The following is a 15194-nucleotide window of genomic DNA, read 5'->3' as shown; positions in this document are numbered from 1 at the left end:
GGCTCGTCACGGCAGCAACCGACTGATTCCCGGGGGAATAGCCTTGTCACATCTGACCGACGCCGCGCGCGCGCCTTATCGCACCGAAATTTCCGACCACGGCATGGCCAACAGCCTTGAGGCGATCGTCGCGGCGAACCCGTCGCGCCGCAGCATCCTGACCAACGGTCTGTTCGGCCTCGCGCTTGCCCCCCTCGTCGCCAGCTGCGGTGGCAGCAACAATGCCACCGGCAACCCCGTCACCCTGCCGCCGACCGCCGGCCCCGCGCCGACACCAACCCCCACCCCGGCTCCCGCGCCCAGTTTCTCGGTCACCTTCAATTCGGTGCCGGCCAACCAGAATGACCGCGTGACCGTGCCGACCGGCTATGACGTCAACGTGCTGCTCAAGGCCGGCGACGTGATCGAGCCGGGCGTGGCAGGGTTCAGCGGATCCTTCCCCACCCCGGGCCAGGCCGAAAAATGGGCGGGCGGCAACCATGACGGCATGGAGCTTTTCGCCATCCCCAATATCGATCCCAACACCGCGGGCGTGTTGGCGGTGAACTTCGAATATCCCGATTTCAACATCCTGATGAGCGATGCGGAGGCGACTGCCGTCCAGGCCAATCCGGCCGCCGCCACCGCCGCGCAGCGCCAGCTTGCGCTTTCGGCCGTCGGCGTTGGCGTCGTCGAGATCGCCCGGGGGGCGGACGGCAAATGGGCGGTCGTGCCCAATTCGCGCTACAACAAGCGTTATACCGGCAATTCGGCCTATCGCGCCGGTGGACCTGCTGCCGGCCTGCTCAGCACCTCGATCAAGGGCACGCTGAACAATTGCGCCAGCGGCCGCACCCCGTGGAACACCTATCTGACCTGCGAGGAAACCACGGACAATTACATCGACCCCAGCCAGCCTGCGAACGACTATGGCTGGGTGGTCGAGATCGATCCCTTCCAGGAACTCGCCCCGCCGACCAAGCGCACCGCGATGGGCCGGTTCGACCATGAAAACACGGCTTTCATGGCCAATGCCGACCGTCGCGTCGCCTTCTACATGGGCGACGATGCGACCCCGGGCTGCATCTACAAGTTCGTCTGCGAGCGGGCCTTCAGCGCGACCAACCGCGCCGCCAATATCGACCTGCTCGATTTCGGCCAGCTGTTCGTCGCGCGCTTCAACGGCGACGGCACCGGCGAATGGCGCCTGCTGCAGCAGGGCCAGAACGGCCTGGTCGTCGGTGCCCGCGATCCCGGAAACGTCAGCCAGAGCACCACGCCGCCGACTCCGACCGTGATCGATTTCCGCAACCAGGCCGATGTGCTGATCAACACCAAAGCGGCCGCACGCGTTGCCGGCGGCACCGTGATGGACCGTCCCGAATGGATCACGGTCGCCCCCGACAACACCGGCATCTTCGTGGCGCTGACCAACAACTCGGGTCGCCGCGTCACCGATGCGGTCAATCCGCGTGTCACCAACCGCCACGGCCATATCCTCAAGATGCGCGAAGCCGGTGATTCGCCGCTCGCCACCACGTTCACCTGGGAACTGTTCCTGCTGGCGGGCGACCCTGCCCTCGCATCGGGCGGCTCCAACCTGGTCGGCAACATCAACGGCGACACCTTCTCCAGCCCCGATGGCATTCGCATCGATCCGCAGGGTCGCATGTGGGTGCAGACCGACCATTCGGTCCCCGGCACCTCGGGCGTCACCGGCGTGACCATCGACCAGGCCTTTGGCCATAACGCGATGTTCCATGTCGACCAGCGCACCAAGCAATCCAAGCGCTTCCTGGTCGGCCCGCTGGGCTGCGAAATCACCGGCATCGCCTATACGCCCAGCCTCACCGACTTCTTCATCAACATCCAGCACCCGACCGGCAACTGGCCGATCAATGGCGAGAAGCCGCGGTCGTCCACCATTGTGGTGACTCGGACCGACAAGCAGCCCGTGGGCAACTGATCTGGCACCAGGGATGGCGGCGCCCTTCGCGGCAGCCGCCATCGAGCAGATCGGCGACCTGAAACATTGCAGCCGCTAGCATCATTTGCGATGCTGGTGGCTGCTGTTTTCAGGAGTGCCAGCCATGACCGACCATCCCCATCGTCGCCAGGTTCTGGGCGGCGCAGCGCTTGTCGGCATGGCCGCGCTGGCGCCCCAGGTTTCTGCCCAGGCCGCAGCGACACAGGCTCTCAAGGGCAAGTCGATTCTCATCACCGGCGCTGCGACCGGTTTCGGCTATCTGGGCGCGCTGCATTATGCCCGCGCCGGGGCGAAGGTGTTCGCGACGATGCGCAACCTGCCCCGCCCTCAGGCCGCCGAACTGCTCAAGGCCGCCGAAGCCGAGAAACTCGACATTTCGGTGCTCGAACTCGATGTCCTTTCGGACAGCAGGGTCGCCCAGGCCGTCAGCCAGGCCGAGACCCAGGCCGGCGGAGCACTCGATGTCATCATCAACAATGCCGGCATCGGGATCACCGGTCCGATCGAGCTGCAGGACATGGAGGCCACGCGGCTGATCTTCGACACCAATGTCTTCGGTGCCCAGCGCGTCGCGCGTGCGGCCTTGCCCGCCATGCGAAAGGCCAAGCGCGGGCTGATCATCGCCATCTCGTCGCAGCTGGGCCGGGTGATCGTCCCCAATGGCGGCCATTATTCCGCGACCAAGTTCGCGCTGGAGGCGATGAACGAGCAGATGGCCTATGAGCTGGTGGCGCACGGCATCGACGTCACGATCATCGAGCCCGGCGGCTATCCCACCGATGTGTGGCGCAACCGTAATCGCTATACCGGCGAGCTGAAAGCGCGGATCGATGCGGAGCGTGCTGCGGGCTACCCCGCTGTAGTGTCGCGGATGGGCATGGAGGATGGCAGCGGGCGTTCGGCCGATCCCATGGACGTGCCACGTGCGATTGCCGACATCATCGCCCTGCCCGCCGGCCAGCGCCCGCTCCGCCGCGCGGTCCATCCCGGCCCCAAGCCACAGGAGGCGATCAACGAGGTCGCCGCCAAGGTTCAGATGCAAATGCTCGGCAATTCGCCTTACGGCCCGTGGGTCAAGGCCGTGCACGATATCGGCTGACCGGAGACACTGGAATTGCCCGCGCAATCCCGCTAGGGCGCAGCCAAAGTTCGAGCCGCCAATTGCGGTGTGGACACTGACGCTTCAATCGGATCGGGATAATCATGGGTTTCAAATGCGGTATTGTCGGGCTGCCGAATGTCGGCAAGTCCACATTGTTCAACGCGCTCACCGAGACGCAGGCAGCGCAGGCGGCGAACTATCCGTTCTGCACGATCGAGCCGAATGTCGGCAACGTCGCGGTACCCGATCCGCGCCTCGACAAGCTGGCCGCGATCGCGGGCAGCCAGAAGATCATCCCCACCCAGCTCGCCTTTGTCGATATCGCGGGCCTGGTGCGAGGCGCTTCCAAGGGCGAAGGCCTGGGCAACCAGTTCCTCGGCAACATCCGCGAGGTCGATGCCATCGTCCATGTGCTGCGCTGCTTCGAGGATGACGACATCCAGCATGTCGAGAACAAGGTCGATCCGATTTCCGACGCGGAAACCGTCGAGACCGAGCTGCTGCTCGCCGACCTCGAAAGCCTCGAAAAGCGCGTCCCGGGCCTTATCAAGCGCGGCCAGCAGGGGGACAAGGAATCGAAGATCGGCGCATCGGTGCTGGGCAAGGCACTGGAGCTGCTGCGCGAAGGCAAGCCTGCGCGGCTCACCAAGCCTGCCGATGACGAGGAAGCCCGCGTGCTGGCGCAGGCGCAGCTGCTGACATCCAAGCCGGTGCTCTATGTCTGCAATGTCGACGAAGGCAGCGCCGCCGACGGCAATGCGTTCAGCGCGCGCGTGTTCGAAAAGGCCAAGGCCGAAGGCGCCGAAGCCGTCGTCGTCTCCGCCGCGATCGAGGCCGAGCTGATCACCATGGACATGGACGGCCGGATGGAATTCCTTGCGGACCTGGGTCTGGAAGAAACCGGCCTCGCCCGCGTCATCCGTGCAGGCTACGACCTTCTCCACCTCATCACCTTCTTCACCGTCGGCCCCAAGGAAGCGCGCGCCTGGACGGTCGAGGTCGGGTCGAAGGCCCCGCAGGCCGCAGGCGAGATCCACAGCGATTTCGAACGCGGCTTCATCCGCGCTGAAACCATCGCCTATGACGATTACATCGCGCTCAATGGCGAGGCGGGCGCGCGCGATGCGGGCAAGCTGCGGCAGGAAGGCAAGGAATATGTCGTGCACGATGGCGACGTGCTGCACTTCAAGTTCAACGTCTGACGGCCCGCAGCGCCGTCGCTTGGCAGGTCGTCATCAGCCTGTCAGATAAACAGCGCATGGCAGCCTCGACAATCGCTGCCGATTGAAGGACCTCTGCCCATGCTTTCCCGCCGTCTGTTCCTTGCCGCCGCTCCGCTCACCCTGGTCGGCGCGCCGGGCATTTTACGCGCGCAGAGCGTGTTTCGCACTTTCCCGTTCGCTTTGGGAATCGCCTCGGGCGATCCTTCGCCCGATGGTTTCGTGATCTGGACCCGGCTCGCGCCCGATCCGCTCGAACTGCATGGGGGCATGCCGATGTCGCCGATGCCGGTGACCTGGGAAGTCGCCAGCGACGACCGCTTCGCCACGATCGTTGCCAAGGGCGAGGTCATCGCACGGCCCGAAATGGCGCATGCGGTGCATGTCGAGGTCGCCGGGCTGCAGCCCAACCGCCCGTATTGGTACCGCTTCACCGCCGGCGGCGAGCGCAGTTTTATGGGCCGCGCGCGCACCCTGCCGCTGGCGGGTGCCGCGATGGACAGGCTGAAGTTCGGCGTGGTCGGCTGCCAGAATTTCGAGGACGGCTATTTCGGCGCGTACAACCATCTGGCGCGCGAGGAACTCGACTTCGTCTTCCATTATGGCGACTATATCTACGAGTATCGCGGCAGCCCGACCCGCGCCAATTACTTCGGCGGCGGTTTGCAGGTGCCGGTGCGCCAGCATGCCGGCCAGGCGCTCTATGACCTGAGCGACTATCGCCAGCGCTACGCGCAGTACAAGACCGACACGGACCTGCAGCGCGCGCATGCGGCGCACAGCTTCTTCCCCACGTTCGACGATCATGAGATCGAGAACAACTGGGTCGCAGGGATCAGCGGCGGCGACGATCCGGCCCCGGCCGATGCCTTCGCGCTGCGCCGTGCCGCGGCATTGCAGGCCTGGTACGAGCATATGCCCATCCGCAAGGCCAACATGCCGCGCTTCGGCAGCGGCCAGTTCCATCGCACTGCGCGCTTCGGCAACCTCGCCGAGCTGCAGCTGCTCGACACGCGTTCGTATCGCAGCGACCAGGCGTGCGACGATGGCTTCAAGCCCTTGTGCGAGGGCGTGAACGACAAGACCGCGCAGGTGCTGGGCGCCGAGCAGGAAGAGTGGCTCGCCCGCAACCTGTCGCGCAATACCGCGCGCTGGAACTGCCTGGGCCAGCAGATCATGATGATGAGCCTCGACCGGCGGCGTGCCGCCAACGAGGACACCCGGATCGCCAACATGGACAGCTGGGCGGCGTACGAGGTGCCGCGCCAGCGGATGCTGAACCGCATGGCGGGGCTCGGCAATGTCATCGTGCTGACCGGCGACGAACACCAGAATTTCGTCGGCGATCTGGTCCACAGGGACAAGGTGGTCGGCACCGAGATCGTCTCGACCTCGATCAGCAGCGGCGGCGACGGATCGGATCTGCGCTATGGCAGCGAGCAGATGATGAAGAACAATCCCGAGCTCAAGTTCCTCAACGACCAGCGCGGCTATGTGGTGTGCGAAGTGACGCCCGATGCCTGGCTCAGCCATTTCCAGGTGGTCGACAAGGTGTCGGTGCGCGCCAACAGCATGAAGCGCCGCGCCACGGCGGAGATCGCGCATGGCACGCCCGGCGCCCGGATGACGGGCCTTTCGGCGTGATCGCGCGGCTGGTCGGGGCGCTGCTGGCACTGGCGCTGGCCGCTCCGGCGCTGGCCCAGGAAGCAGAGCCCGAGGTCACCATTCTGATTTCGATCGACGGCATGCGCCCCGATTATCTCGATCGCGGGCTCACCCCCCATCTGGCCGAATTCCGCAAGCGCGGCGTCGCGGCAGCGATGCGGCCGAGCTTCCCGAGCAAGACCTTCCCCAACCACTATACCATCGTCACCGGCAAACGCCCGGACCGCAATGGCATCGTCGGCAATTCGATGATCGACCCTGTCCGCCCCGGCCAGATGTTCAGCATGGGCGACCCCAAGCAGGCGCTCGATCCGTTCTGGTGGATCGAGGCCGAACCCGTCTGGATCACCGCCGAAAAGGCGGGCCTGCGCACCGCAACGATGTTCTGGCCGGGCAGCGAAGTGGCGCACAATGGTGTCCGCCCCAGCGACTGGATGCGGTTTGACCAGGCGATCAGCAATGCGCAGCGGGTCAATACCGTGCTCGACTGGATGCGCCGTCCGGCGGCGATCCGCCCGCGGCTGGTCACGATGTATTTCGATACCGTCGATACCGCAGGGCACCGCTTCGGCCCCGGTCGCTCGCCCGAGCTGGACGCCGCCATCGCCGAGGTGGACTCGCGCATCGGCGATGTCGTGCGCGGGGTGGAGGCGATGGGGGTGCGCGCCAACTTCATCATCACCGCCGATCACGGCATGGCCGAAACCGCCGACACCCGGGTGATCCAGCTGGAAGAGCTGATCGACCGGGCCAGCTATATCCCGGTGGAAACCGGCCCTTATGCTGCGATCGAGCCGGCGGCGGGCACCAACGAGCGCGTTTATCAGGCGCTGCTGAAGCCGCACCCGCATATGGCCTGCCACCGCAAGGAAGCGCTGCCCCAGCATCTGCATTACGGGCAAAACCCGCGGGTCGCCGCGATCATCTGCATTGCCGAAAATGGCTGGACGATCCTGTCTGGCACCCCGCCCTATCCGGTCAAGGGCGGCGCGCATGGCTATGACCCCACGCATCCGGACATGCACGCCCTGTTCATGGCGTTCGGCCCCTCGATCAAGCCGACACCCAGCCTGCCACTGTTCGACAATGTCGATGTCTATCCGCTGATCGCGGCGCTCACCGGCTTTGCCCCGCTGCCGTCGGACGGCGAGGCCGCCACGCTCGCACCGCTGGTCGCACGCTGATTTTGCTTGCAAATCAAAGGTTGCGGAACAAAACTCATGTCCATGATCTATTATGAAGACCTGGAAGTCGGTTCGACTGCGAAGTTCGGCCGTTATGACGTCACCCGCGACGAGGTGATCGAGTTCGCGCGCAAATACGATCCGCAGCCGTTTCATCTCGACGACGAGGCCGCAGCCAAGACGCATTTCGGACGGCTGTCGGCCAGCGGCTGGCACACTTGCGCGATGACGATGGCGATGCTGGTCGAGAACATGAAGACCAGCCGCCAGGCGGGTCTGGGATCGCCCGGCATGGACAATCTGCGCTGGGTAAAGCCGGTCTATCCCGGCGATACGCTGCGCGTCGAAACCACGATCATTGAGAAGCGCCGCTCAAAGAACCGCCCGGACATGGGGCTGTTCAAGTCGGACCTCACCATCTTCAATCAGGATGACGAACCGGTGATGACAATGCGCAGCAATGGCCTGATCAAGGTGCGCAATCCGGAAGCCCCGATCGAGGAATAGGCGCGCTGGGCCTCAGTTGCAGGCCCAGAAGCCTTGGTTGTAGGCGAACGACGGGCCATCGGCATCGCTGACCTGCATCGTTGCCGTGCTGCCTGCGGCATCCTTGCCCGAGGCCGAGACCATCAGCGTCACGCCCTGCCCGGAAAAACTGCCGCCGGTGTTGCCGACCGTGGCCGACGCGGTCACATCGATCTGCTTGCCCGCAACCGACATGATGCCCTTGCCCCCGGTCTTGTCCGCCACCAGCACCGGCAATGCGCCCTCGGCCGGGCTGAACCGGCACGCGCCAGAGTCCAGCCCCGCCGCGCTGATCGCGCTGGAGAGCAGGGGTTCGAGCTTCGATCCCTCCGCATCGACCGCCTGCACGCCGGTTTGCGCAGCAGCAGGAACATCGCCCGTAACCGTGGTGTCTGAAGCCGCGCCACCCGGTCCATCCAGCGTCACCAGCTTGTCCTCGGCAGGCTTTTCACTGCTGCACGCGGCGAGCAGGGCGAGCGGGAAGAGGATGGCGATGCGCATGGGAAAGCTCCGAGATCGGGGAATGTTGGTGGGCCTATAGCGCGGTGGCGAGCGGCGTTAAAGCCCGGCGGTTTCGCGTCGCATACGCTTTGCGAGGCCAGCATGCGCCTGCACCATAATCTGCGCAAAGGTTTCAACCTGATCGATTGTCGCTCCGAACTTTTTTAAGTGAGCGCCGGATGCCTCAATGCCCCTCAGATACTCCTGCAACTGTTCCTCTGGAGTGCCGAACACGAACGGCAGAAAATCAAGCTGCGGGGAACAATCGTAAACTCGCTGACTGATCCTCGCTTTTGATCTTGATGGATAATTGAGTGCCCAATCGGGCCGCATGATGATCGGAATATAACGCAGCTTCACATCGAGAGACACCAACTCACAGGCATCAAAACGCTCGTTCAGATATGGCTCAACCAACTTGCGACATCTATCTTCTGCTTTGGACGCGGCGAGGTCCGTTTCGCAGGATGCCCAGAATTGCAATTTTGCCTCCATTGCGCAAACCGTCGGCGCTTCAACTCACTTCCGCCCGAACAACCGCTCGATATCGCCATGCGCCAGCTTCACCCAGGTTGGGCGGCCGTGGTTGCATTGGCCTGAATGCGGGGTGATTTCCATTTCGCGCAGCAGCGCGTTCATCTCGGCAACCGAAAGCACCCGCCCTGCCCGCACCGATCCGTGGCAGGCCATGGTCGAGGCGACCAGATCGAGCCGTTCCTTGAGCGACAACGCCGCATCGAACGCGCCGAGTTCATCGGCGATGTCCTGCACCAGCCCGTGCACGTCGCCGCCTCCGAGCATGGCCGGCACCGCGCGAACGAGCACCGCAGCCGGTCCGAAGCGTTCGACCTCCAGCCCGAAATCGGCGAGTTCGGCGGCGCGTTCCTCGATCCGGTCGCAGGCGATCTCGTCGAGTTCGACCACTTCTGGGAGCAGCAGCGCCTGGCTCGCCACGCGGCCACCGTCCGCCGCCTTGCGCATCCGTTCGAGCACCAGCCGTTCGTGCGCGGCGTGCTGGTCGACGATCACCAGGCCGTCTTCGGCTTCGGCGACGATATAGGTCTTGGCGATCTGACCCCGCGCGATGCCCAGGGGATAGCGTTCGGCCATCGGCACTGGCGAAAAGGATGGCTCGGCACGGCCCATCGGCGCTGCCGCCATGAACGGCTGGCTGCGCTCGGCTACACCGGCGGCCGCGAGCCAGGCGGGCTCCTCGGCAGGCGCCATGGCGATGGGGGCCGGGCTGAACATGTCACGCTCGGGCGGCGGTGGTGGTGCCAGCGGCTCGCTTTGCCAGCGCGAGAGCGCGCCTTCCGCCGGGCGCTGCAACGCGCGGAAACCGCCTTCGTCGAGTGCGCGCCTCAATCCCGAGACGATCATCCCGCGCACCATCGCGGCATCGCGGAAGCGCACTTCGGTCTTCGCCGGATGCACGTTGACATCGACATCCTGCGGAACGACGTCGAGGAACAAGGCCACCACCGGATGCCGGTCGCGCGCCAGCATCTCGGCATAGGCTGCGCGCACCGCGCCGACAAGCAGCCGGTCGCGCACGGGCCGCGCATTCACGAACAGGAACTGGTGATCGGCAACGCCCCGATTATAGGTCGGCAACCCCGCCACCCCTGTCAGCCGCACGCCTTCGCGCTCGAAATCGAGCAGCACGGCATTGTCGGCCAGCCCGCGCGCGGTGAGCGAGGCAATGCGCGTCAGCCGCGCTTCGCCCGCCTGCACGCTGAACACCCGGCGGCCATCCGACTCGAGGCTGAACGCGATATCGGGCCGCGCCATCGCCAGCCGCTTCACGACATCGCTGCACGCGGCATATTCGCTGCGCGCGGAACGCAGGAACTTGCGGCGCGCCGGCACGCGGGCGAACAGGCTGTCCATCCGGATGCGCGTCCCCGGCGGCAGCGAGGCGGGGCCATCCTCGACGACATCGCCATGATCGACCACCCGCCGCCAGCCATCGCCGTCGGCGGTGCGGCTGGCGATCGACAGCCGCGCGACGCTGGCGATGCTGGGCAAGGCCTCGCCGCGGAAGCCCAGGGTCGACACTAGCTCGATCGCATCATCGGGCAGCTTGGACGTCGCGTGTCGTTCGAGCGCCAGCGCGATATCGTCCGCCGCCATGCCGCAGCCATTGTCGATCACCTCGATCGCGCCCAGCCCGCCATCCTCCAGCGCGATGGAAATGCGGTCCGCGCCCGCGTCGATCGCATTCTCGACCAGCTCCTTCAACGCACTGGCTGGTCTTTCCACCACTTCGCCCGCTGCGATCCGGTTTATCAGGGCGTTTGGAAGCCTTCGTATTGACATGGCCCCGGTCCTAGCCCAAGCGCGGCTTGGACGCGACTCCCGAGTTCCCCGCATTTTTCATGCCTGGTCTGGCCGGGTGCCCGGGTTAGCCTCCGCCCTCAGGACTATCGCGTAAAATCCACCCGGATCGCCGCTTTGTCCGCCCTGTCTGGCTCCTGATATTTGGAAAGTCTGCATGTCGTTCATCTCCAAACTCTTCCGGTTCGGCTCGCACAATATGGCGATCGATCTGGGCACCGCGAACACGCTTGTCTATGTCCAGGATCAGGGCATCGTGCTGAACGAGCCGTCGGTGGTGGCGCTGGAGACGATCAACGGCATCAAGCGAGTCAAGGCGGTGGGCGTCGATGCCAAGATGATGATGGGCAAGACCCCCGATTCGATCGAGGCGATCCGCCCCTTGCGTGACGGTGTCATCGCCGACATCGAAGTCGCCGAGCACATGATCAAGTATTTCATCCAGAAGGTTCACGGGAAGCGAAGCATGTTCAGCTATCCCGAGATCGTGATTTGCGTGCCTTCGGGCTCCACCTCGGTCGAGCGCCGCGCGATCCGCGATGCGGCATCGAACGCCGGCGCCAGCCAGGTGATGCTGATCGTCGAGCCCATGGCCGCTGCCATCGGCGCCGACATGCCGGTGACCGAGCCGATCGGATCGATGGTCGTCGATATCGGCGGCGGCACCACCGAAGTTGCGGTGCTTTCGCTGCGCGGCCTGGCCTATACCACCTCGGTGCGCACCGGCGGCGACAAGATGGACGAGGCGATCGTCTCCTACGTCCGTCGTCACCACAACCTGCTGATCGGTGAAACCACCGCCGAACGCATCAAGAAGGACTTCGGCGTTGCCGTCGCGCCTGCGGACGGCATCGGTCACACGATCCAGATCAAGGGCCGCGACCTCGTCAACGGCATCCCCAAGGAAATCTCGATCAACCAGGGCCAGATCGCCGAAGCGCTGTCCGAGCCGATCAGCACGATCGTCGAGGGCGTGCGCATCGCGCTGGAAAACACCGCGCCGGAACTCGCCGCCGATATCGTCGATCAGGGTATCGTGCTCACCGGCGGCGGCGCGCTGATCCAGGGGCTCGATGCGCATCTGCGCGAAGAGACCGGCCTGCCCGTTTCGGTGGCGGAAGATCCGCTGACCTGTGTTGCCATCGGCACCGGCCGCGCCATGGAAGATCCGATCTTCCGGGGCGTGCTGATGACCGCCTAAGCCAAGGGCGATCACAGCATGGCGCCGCCCCGCAAACGGCGCCCCGGGTTCTCCCGCAAGGCGCAGCTGCAAATCTTCACCGGCTATCTGCTGGCCTTCACGGGCGCGTTTGCCGGTCTGCTGCTGCTTGCCCTGTCCTATTTCGACCCCACTGCCTTTTCGGCGGTGCGCAGCATGACCGCAGAGGTCACCGCGCCCCCTGCCCGACTGTTCACCGGCATGCGTGTCGGCGTGCAGGACGGCTGGCGCGAGGTCGCCGCCTATTTCGAAGCCGGATCGAAGAACGCAGCTTTGCAGCGCGAGGCAGAGCGCAACCGCATCCGGCTGATCGAGGCGCGCGCGCTCAAGCAGGAAAACCGCGAGCTGCGCCGCCTGCTGGGGCTGATCAAGCAGGTCGGACGTCCGGTCGCTACCGCACGGCTGATCAATTCCACCGCGTCGAGCAGCCGCCGCTATGCCACGCTCGATGTCGGATCGCGCCAGGGCGTGCAGCGCGGCCAGCCGGTGCGCGCCCAGCGCGGACTGATCGGCCGCGTGCTCGAGACCGGCCCCAACACCTCGCGCGTGCTGCTGCTCAGCGATGCCGAGAATGTCGTGCCGGTCCGCCGCGCGCGCGACGGCATCGTGGCGTTCTCGCAAGGCCGCGGCGATGGACGGGTGGACCTCAAGCTGATCGACATCGGCGTCAATCCGTTCAAGGTCGGTGATGTCATGGTGACATCGGGCAATGGCGGCATCTATCCGCCCAACGTGCCCGTCGCGATCATCGAGAAGCTGACCACCGATGGCGCGATCGGCAAGCTGCTCGCCAATCCGGCGGGCACCGATTTCGTCATCGTGCAGGAAATGTACGAGCCCGAACTCGCCGATCCGGAGGCGAGCGGTCTGCCGCCCGCCAATTCGGCGCCGGCTGCGCCGCTTTCGGCGCCGCGCAAGCCCGCAAGGGCCGGCACGGATGCAGCCCCTGCCGCCGCATCGACCGCACCTTCCCCCGCGCCTGCCGAAACGGCAGCCCCGGCACCGGATGAGCCGCCGCAATGAACGCGCCCTATCGCGCCCGGCTGAACCGCGAGCCTTCTGCCTTCCGCAAGGCTGCCGTGCCGATCGCATCGGTGCTCGCCGGATCGCTGACTCCGCTGTTGCCGATCGTCGCCTCCGCCCCGGTACTGCCGCCGTTCGGCCTGGTCATCCTGATCTGCTGGCAGATTTTGCGTCCAGGCCTCTGGCCCGTATGGGCAGGCGTGCCCTTCGGCATGATCGACGATATCATCAGCGGCCAGCCGGTGGGCTGCGCAGTGCTGCTGTGGTCGATCATCCTCATCGCGCTCGACCTGATCGAGCAGCGCTATATCTGGCGCAATTACTGGCAGGACTGGTTCATCGCCGCTGCCTGCCTTATATTCGCGATTGCAGGAGGCCTTGCGATCAACAATTTTCTCGTCAACGATACGCGCCTGTCGGTGCTGTACCCCCAGATGATCCTGGCGATCTTCACCTATCCGCTGGTGCTGCGCCTCGTCGCGCGGCTCGATCACATCCGTCTCAAACGGTGACGGCAGGCAATCCATGAGGCGGCCCGGAAAGCTGATCACCCGCAACTCGCTGAACATGACGTTCAACCGCCGCACGATGCTGATCGGTGGGGCGCAGGGCCTGGTGGGCACCATTCTCGCGGGCCGGATGGCCTATATCTCGGTAGTCGAGAACGAGCGGTACAAGATGCTGTCGGAGAGCAACCGGGTCAACCTGACGCTCATCCCGCCGCGTCGCGGCTGGATCATCGACCGCAACGGCAAGCCGCTGGCCAACAACAAGGCCGATTTCCGGGTCGACCTGATCCCGCAGCGGGTCCGCGATGTCGATGCGACAATCGGCCAGCTGAGCGAGATCCTGCGCATGACGCCCGACGAGGTCGACGACCTGCGCGTGGCGATGAAGGATGCGCGCGGCCTGCAGCCGGTGCCGGTGGCGGCAGGGCTGACCTGGGAGGATTTTGCGGCCCTTTCGGTGCGTCTGCCCGATCTGCCCGGTGTCGCGCCGCAGCGCGGCTTTTCCCGCCAGTATCCCACCGGTGCTGCGGTCGGCCATCTGCTCGGCTATGTCGGCATCGCCAATGCCGAGGAGTACGAGCAGAGCAAGAACCCGCTGCTGATCACGCCGGGGTTCAAGATCGGCAAGGACGGGCTGGAGAAATATTACGAGCAGCGGCTGGAGGGCAAGCCCGGCGCCCGCAAGGTGGAGGTCACCGCGCGCGGCAAGATCGTGCGCGAGCTCGGCGTCAAGGAAGACACGCCCGGCAAGCCGCTCAAGCTGACCATCGATGGCGGCCTGCAGGAGTTCGTCGCGCGCCGCATGGGGCGCGAATCAGGCGCGGCGGTGGTGATTGATTGCCAGACGGGCGGCATCCTGGCGTTCTCGTCGATGCCCAGCTTCGATCCCAACAGCTTTTCGGACGGCATCGGCCGGCTGGAATATGCGATGATGTCGCAGGACGAGCGCGTGCCGCTGCTCAACAAAGCGACACGCGGCCTGTATCCGCCCGGTTCCACCCTCAAGCCGATGGCAGCCGTCGCGTGCCTGCAGAACGGCGTGGACCCGGAAGAGACGGTGAACTGCCCGGGTGGCTATCGCCTCGGCAACCGCTTCTACCAGTGCCTGGGCCGGCACGGGCCGGTCAACATGACCCGCGCGATCGAAAAGAGCTGTAATACCTATTTCTACGCGCAGGCGCATCGGCTGGGCTATGACAAGATCGCGATGGTCGCGCGCGAGATGGGGCTGGGCGAGGAATTCGACCTTGCCGGGCTCAACCAGCGCTATGGCACCATTCCCGACAGCGAATGGAAGATGCGCAAGTACAAGCAGGGCTGGACCGCATCGGATTCGCTCAACGCGGTGATCGGCCAGGGCTATGTCATCGTCAATCCGCTGCAGCTGGCGGTGATGACCGCGCGGCTGGCCTCGGGCCGCAAGCTCTATCCGCACCTGATCCCGAACGACAAGATCGCGCCCACCCTGCCTTATGCACCCGAGCATCTGGCGATCGCACAGCAGGGCATGGCGCAGGTCGTCAGCCAGGGCACTGCGGCGCGCAGCAAGCTGCCTCTCGAAGGCATCGCTATGGCGGGCAAGACCGGGACGGCGCAGGTGCGCGGTTTCGGATCGGGCAGTCGCGGCGGTGCGGGCGTGCCGTGGAAATATCGCGACCATGGCGTGTTCGTCTGCTTCGCCCCGGTCGAACAGCCGCTGTATGCCGCCGCTGTCGTCATCGAGCACGGATTGGGCGGCTCGCGCGCCGCAGCCCCGGTGGCCAAGGACTTCATGACCTATATGTTCGATCCGCAAAAGGCGATGGACAGCCTGCTTGCGCTGGAGTCCGGCTGGGGCGGCAATATCGCCGAGCGCATGGCGAGCGAATTTGCCGCCTTCCGCGCCCGCTCCGAAGGGGGTGCACCTGCAAAGCCTGCGCCCGAAGACAGCGCGCCCTGATATG

Annotated in this window: 13 protein-coding genes; 10 read left to right on the top strand and 3 right to left on the bottom strand. The window is 65.3% G+C overall.

Annotated features, from left to right (window positions below):
* Nucleotides 1–43 precede the first annotated feature (43 nt).
* The 6 genes from LI72_RS02820 (at nt 44) to LI72_RS02795 (ending at nt 7644) form a co-directional block, all read left to right on the top strand.
* Nucleotides 44–1945, top strand: coding sequence for a PhoX family protein (locus LI72_RS02820; protein WP_033924408.1), 1902 nt, complete (start codon nt 44–46; stop codon nt 1943–1945).
* Between the two features lie 124 nt (nt 1946–2069).
* Complete coding sequence (locus tag LI72_RS02815) at nt 2070–3065, top strand: SDR family NAD(P)-dependent oxidoreductase (protein WP_033924407.1); 996 nt, start codon at nt 2070–2072, stop codon at nt 3063–3065.
* Nucleotides 3066–3169: 104 nt separating this feature from the next.
* The gene (ychF, locus tag LI72_RS02810) at nt 3170–4270 is read left to right on the top strand and encodes a redox-regulated ATPase YchF (RefSeq protein WP_033924406.1); all 1101 of its coding nucleotides are present in this window, start codon (nt 3170–3172) and stop codon (nt 4268–4270) included.
* A 99-nt stretch (nt 4271–4369) separates the two neighbouring features.
* Nucleotides 4370–5932 (top strand): alkaline phosphatase D family protein, encoded by a 1563-nt coding sequence (locus LI72_RS02805; protein WP_033924405.1) that lies wholly within the window; start codon nt 4370–4372, stop codon nt 5930–5932.
* The gene (locus LI72_RS02800; RefSeq protein WP_033924404.1) at nt 5929–7137 is read left to right on the top strand and encodes an alkaline phosphatase family protein; all 1209 of its coding nucleotides are present in this window, start codon (nt 5929–5931) and stop codon (nt 7135–7137) included. The genes LI72_RS02805 and LI72_RS02800 overlap by 4 nt, the downstream gene beginning before the upstream one ends.
* A 42-nt stretch (nt 7138–7179) precedes the next feature.
* Nucleotides 7180–7644 carry a MaoC family dehydratase gene (locus LI72_RS02795; protein WP_033924403.1) on the top strand — a complete coding sequence of 155 codons (465 nt, stop codon included), beginning with the start codon at nt 7180–7182 and terminating at the stop codon, nt 7642–7644.
* Nucleotides 7645–7656: 12 nt separating this feature from the next.
* On the opposite strand, the gene LI72_RS02790 is transcribed toward LI72_RS02795, so the two are convergent.
* Genes LI72_RS02790 through mutL form a run of 3 tightly spaced genes read right to left on the bottom strand, consistent with a single transcriptional unit; the run spans nt 7657 to nt 10482 of the window.
* Nucleotides 7657–8163 carry a DUF6692 family protein gene (locus tag LI72_RS02790; protein WP_033924402.1) on the bottom strand — a complete coding sequence of 169 codons (507 nt, stop codon included), beginning with the start codon at nt 8161–8163 and terminating at the stop codon, nt 7657–7659.
* Between the two features lie 57 nt (nt 8164–8220).
* Nucleotides 8221–8646 (bottom strand): hypothetical protein, encoded by a 426-nt coding sequence (locus tag LI72_RS02785; protein ID WP_156139458.1) that lies wholly within the window; start codon nt 8644–8646, stop codon nt 8221–8223.
* Nucleotides 8647–8682: 36 nt separating this feature from the next.
* Nucleotides 8683–10482, bottom strand: coding sequence for a DNA mismatch repair endonuclease MutL (gene mutL / locus LI72_RS02780; RefSeq protein ID WP_033924400.1), 1800 nt, complete (start codon nt 10480–10482; stop codon nt 8683–8685).
* Nucleotides 10483–10657: 175 nt separating this feature from the next.
* Between mutL and LI72_RS02775 the strand changes: the two genes are divergently transcribed.
* The 4 genes from LI72_RS02775 to mrdA are packed head-to-tail and all read left to right on the top strand — an operon-like array spanning nt 10658 to nt 15190.
* Nucleotides 10658–11701: a rod shape-determining protein gene (locus tag LI72_RS02775; RefSeq protein WP_017670842.1), complete on the top strand. Its 1044-nt coding sequence runs from the start codon at nt 10658–10660 to the stop codon at nt 11699–11701.
* A gap of 18 nt (nt 11702–11719) precedes the next feature.
* Nucleotides 11720–12742: a rod shape-determining protein MreC gene (mreC, locus tag LI72_RS02770; RefSeq protein ID WP_052129452.1), complete on the top strand. Its 1023-nt coding sequence runs from the start codon at nt 11720–11722 to the stop codon at nt 12740–12742.
* Nucleotides 12739–13254 (top strand): rod shape-determining protein MreD, encoded by a 516-nt coding sequence (gene mreD, locus LI72_RS02765; RefSeq protein ID WP_033924399.1) that lies wholly within the window; start codon nt 12739–12741, stop codon nt 13252–13254. The genes mreC and mreD overlap by 4 nt, the downstream gene beginning before the upstream one ends.
* Before the next feature lie 13 nt (nt 13255–13267).
* Nucleotides 13268–15190 (top strand): penicillin-binding protein 2, encoded by a 1923-nt coding sequence (mrdA, locus tag LI72_RS02760; RefSeq protein ID WP_033924398.1) that lies wholly within the window; start codon nt 13268–13270, stop codon nt 15188–15190.
* Nucleotides 15191–15194: the final 4 nt, after the last annotated feature.

The organism is Sphingomonas sp. 35-24ZXX (genome assembly GCF_000786215.1).
Classification (GTDB): domain Bacteria; phylum Pseudomonadota; class Alphaproteobacteria; order Sphingomonadales; family Sphingomonadaceae; genus Blastomonas.
This window is presented reverse-complemented; position numbering and strand designations above follow the sequence as displayed.

Coding starts and splice junctions, on each gene's coding strand:
- LI72_RS02815 (WP_033924407.1), top strand. CDS start 2,070: ATGACCGACCATCCCCATCGTCGCCAGGTTCTGGGCGGCGCAGCGCTT.
- ychF (WP_033924406.1), top strand. CDS start 3,170: ATGGGTTTCAAATGCGGTATTGTCGGGCTGCCGAATGTCGGCAAGTCC.
- LI72_RS02805 (WP_033924405.1), top strand. CDS start 4,370: ATGCTTTCCCGCCGTCTGTTCCTTGCCGCCGCTCCGCTCACCCTGGTC.
- LI72_RS02795 (WP_033924403.1), top strand. CDS start 7,180: ATGATCTATTATGAAGACCTGGAAGTCGGTTCGACTGCGAAGTTCGGC.
- LI72_RS02790 (WP_033924402.1), bottom strand. CDS start 8,163: ATGCGCATCGCCATCCTCTTCCCGCTCGCCCTGCTCGCCGCGTGCAGC.
- mutL (WP_033924400.1), bottom strand. CDS start 10,482: ATGTCAATACGAAGGCTTCCAAACGCCCTGATAAACCGGATCGCAGCG.
- LI72_RS02775 (WP_017670842.1), top strand. CDS start 10,658: ATGTCGTTCATCTCCAAACTCTTCCGGTTCGGCTCGCACAATATGGCG.
- mreC (WP_052129452.1), top strand. CDS start 11,720: ATGGCGCCGCCCCGCAAACGGCGCCCCGGGTTCTCCCGCAAGGCGCAG.
- mreD (WP_033924399.1), top strand. CDS start 12,739: ATGAACGCGCCCTATCGCGCCCGGCTGAACCGCGAGCCTTCTGCCTTC.
- mrdA (WP_033924398.1), top strand. CDS start 13,268: ATGAGGCGGCCCGGAAAGCTGATCACCCGCAACTCGCTGAACATGACG.